1 protein-coding gene is annotated in these 3,537 nt (G+C 68.6%); it reads right to left on the reverse strand.

The genetic code is table 11. The features are described from left to right. Positions 1-66 precede the first annotated feature (66 nt). Positions 67-3,537 (reverse strand): multifunctional oxoglutarate decarboxylase/oxoglutarate dehydrogenase thiamine pyrophosphate-binding subunit/dihydrolipoyllysine-residue succinyltransferase subunit (locus ACFXI4_RS44465; RefSeq protein ID WP_385003367.1); only part of this gene is annotated, 3,471 nt, incomplete at its 5' end.

Below are 3,537 nucleotides of genomic sequence, written 5' to 3' on the forward strand. Positions count from 1 at the left end.
CGCCGGTCTGCTCTCCGGTGCCGAGGGACCGGGCCGGGCCTTCCCGGGTTCAGCTCAGCGCAGCGACTAGGCTTCGAAGACCTCGTTCATCAGCAGCTCCTGCTCCGCCTGGTGCCGCTTCGCGGAACCGACGGCCGGGGAGGAGCTGTGCGGGCGGGAGATGCGGCGCAGGCGCTCGCCGGCCGGGACGTCCGCGCCGACCGCCAGGTCCAGGTGGTCGATCAGGTTGAGGGCGATGAACGGCCAGGCACCCTGGTTCGCCGGCTCCTCCTGGGCCCACAGGTACTTCTCGGCGTTCGGGTACTTGTTGACCTCGGCCTGGAGCTCCGCACCCGGCAGCGGGTACAGGCGCTCCAGACGGATGATCGCCGTGTCCGTGACACCGCGCTTCTGCCGTTCGGCCTCCAGGTCGTAGTAGACCTTGCCGGTGCAGAAGACGACCTTGCGGACGGCGTTCGCGTCGACCGAGGCGTCGCCGATGACCGGGCGGAACTGCCCGCTCGTGAACTCCTCGGCCTTCGAGGCCGCCGCCTTGAGGCGCAGCATCGACTTCGGGGTGAAGACCACCAGCGGCTTGTGGTGCGGGTTGTGCACCTGCCACCGCAGGAGGTGGAAGTAGTTCGACGGGAGGGTCGGCATCGCGACCGTCATGTTGTTCTGCGCGCACAGCTGGAGGAACCGCTCGATGCGGGCCGAGGAGTGGTCCGGGCCCTGGCCCTCGTAGCCGTGCGGGAGCAGGAGGGTGACGCCACTGGTCTGGCCCCACTTCTGCTCCGCCGCGGAGATGTACTCGTCGATGACCGACTGGGCGCCGTTGGTGAAGTCACCGAACTGCGCCTCCCACATCACCAGCGCGTCCGGACGGGCGAGCGAGTAGCCGTACTCGAAGCCCATCACCGCGTACTCGGAGAGCAGCGAGTTGTAGACGTTGTAGCGGGCCTGGTCCTCGGACAGGTACAGCAGCGGGGTGTAGTCGGCGCCCGTCTCGCGGTCGATCAGGACCGCGTGCCGCTGGCCGAAGGTACCGCGCTGGGAGTCCTGGCCGGAGAGCCGGACCGGGGTGCCCTCCATCAGCAGCGAGCCGATGGCGAGGGTCTCGCCCATGCCCCAGTCGATCGTCCCGTCCTCGATCATCGACGCCCGGCGCTGCAGCTGCGGCAGCAGACGCGGGTGCACGGTGAAGTAGTCCGGGATGTTGACCTGGGACTCGGCGATCCGCTTGAGGACCTCCGTGGAGATGGCCGTCGGGACGGCGATCGGGAAGCCGTCCTGCGGCGCCTGGGCGTCCGAGACGGCCGGCTGCGAGGTGGCCTCGCGGACCTCCGTGAAGACCTTCTCCAGCTGGCCCTGGTAGTCCTGCAGCGCCTGCTCGGCCTCTTCCAGGGTGATGTCGCCGCGACCGATGAGGGACTCGGTGTAGAGCTTGCGCACCGAGCGCTTCTTGTCGATCAGGTCGTACATCAGCGGCTGGGTGAAGGCCGGGTTGTCCGACTCGTTGTGACCGCGGCGGCGGTAGCAGATGAGGTCGATCACCACGTCCTTGTTGAACGCCTGACGGAACTCGAAGGCGAGGCGCGCGACGCGCACCACGGCCTCCGGGTCGTCGCCGTTCACGTGGAAGATCGGGGCCTCGATCATCCGCGCCACGTCCGTCGCGTACATCGACGAGCGGGACGACTCGGGAGCGGCCGTGAAGCCGACCTGGTTGTTGATGACGACGTGGACCGTGCCGCCGGTGCGGTAGCCGCGCAGCTGGGACATGTTCAGGGTCTCGGCCACCACGCCCTGGCCCGCGAAGGCCGCGTCGCCGTGGATCGCCACCGGCAGCACCGTGAAGTCCGTGCCGCCCTTGTTGATGACGTCCTGCTTGGCGCGGGCGATGCCCTCGATGACCGGGTCGACCGTCTCCAGGTGGGACGGGTTGGCGGCCAGCGAGACCTTGATCTGCTCGCCGTCCAGGCCGGTGAAGGTGCCCTCGGCGCCCAGGTGGTACTTCACGTCGCCGGAGCCGTGCATCGACTTCGGGTCGAGGTTGCCCTCGAACTCGCGGAAGATCTGCGCGTACGACTTGCCGACGATGTTCGCGAGGATGTTCAGGCGGCCACGGTGGGCCATGCCGATGATGACCTCGTCCAGGCGGGACTCGGCGGCGGAGTCGATCACCGCGTCGAGCAGCGGGATGACGGACTCGCCGCCCTCCAGGGAGAAGCGCTTCTGGCCGACGTACTTCGTCTGCAGGAAGGTCTCGAAGGCCTCCGCCGCGTTCAGGCGGCGCAGGATCCGCAGCTGCTCCTCGCGCTCCATCTTGGAGTGCGGGCGCTCCACGCGGTCCTGGATCCACTTGCGCTGCTTCGGGTCCTGGATGTGCATGAACTCGATGCCGGTGGTGCGGCAGTACGAGTCGCGCAGCACGCCGAGGATGTCGCGCAGCTTCATCATCGACTTGCCGGCGAAGCCGCCGACGGCGAAGTCGCGCTCCAGGTCCCACAGGGTGAGACCGTGCTCGATGATGTCCAGGTCGGGGTGCTTGCGCTGCTTGTACTCCAGCGGGTCGGTGTCGGCCATGACATGGCCGCGGACCCGGTAGGAGTGGATCAGCTCGAAGACGCGGGCGGCCTTGGTGACGTCGTCGTCGTGCGAGGCGTCGATGTCCTTGAGCCAGCGGACCGGCTCGTAGGGGATCCGCAGGGCCTCGAAGATGTCGTCGTAGAAGCCGTTCTCACCGAGGAGAAGGTTGGCGACCGAGCGCAGGAACTCGCCGGAGGCGGCGCCCTGGATGACCCGGTGGTCGTAGGTCGACGTGAGCGTCATGACCTTCGAGATGCCGAGCTTGTTCAGGGTGTCCTGGCTGGTGCCCTGGAACTCCGCCGGGTAGTCCATGGAGCCGACGCCCATGATGACCGACTGGCCGGGCATCAGGCGCGGGACCGAGTGGACGGTGCCGAGGCCGCCGGGGTTGGTCAGGGAGACCGTGACGCCGGTGAAGTCGTCCATCGTCAGCTTGTTGTCGCGGGCGCGACGGACGATGTCCTCGTAGGCCTGCCAGAACTCGAAGAAGTTCAGCGTCTCGGCCTTCTTGATGGCCGCGACGACCAGCTGGCGGTCGCCGTTGGGCTTCACCAGGTCGATGGCCAGGCCGAGGTTGACGTGCGCGGGCTTGACGAGGGTCGGCTTGCCGTCCTTCTCGCCGAACGCGTAGTTCATCGTCGGCATGGCCTTGATGGCCTGCACCATCGCGAAGCCGATCAGGTGCGTGAAGGAGATCTTCCCGCCCCGGGCGCGCTTGAGGTGGTTGTTGATGACGATCCGGTTGTCGAACAGCAGCTTCACCGGGACCGCGCGGACCGAGGTGGCCGTCGGTAGCTCCAGCGAGGCGTTCATGTTCTTCGCGACGGCCGCGGCCGGGCCACGCAGGGTGACCAGCTCGGGACCCTCGGGCGCCTCGGCGGCGGGCGCGGCCTTCGCGGCGGCGGCCGGCTTCGCGGCGGCCGGGGCCGCGGCGGCGGGCGCGGGCTTCGCGGGCGCCGGAGCGGGTGC

The organism is Streptomyces sp. NPDC059224 (assembly GCF_042754285.1).
Lineage (GTDB): Bacteria > Actinomycetota > Actinomycetes > Streptomycetales > Streptomycetaceae > Streptomyces.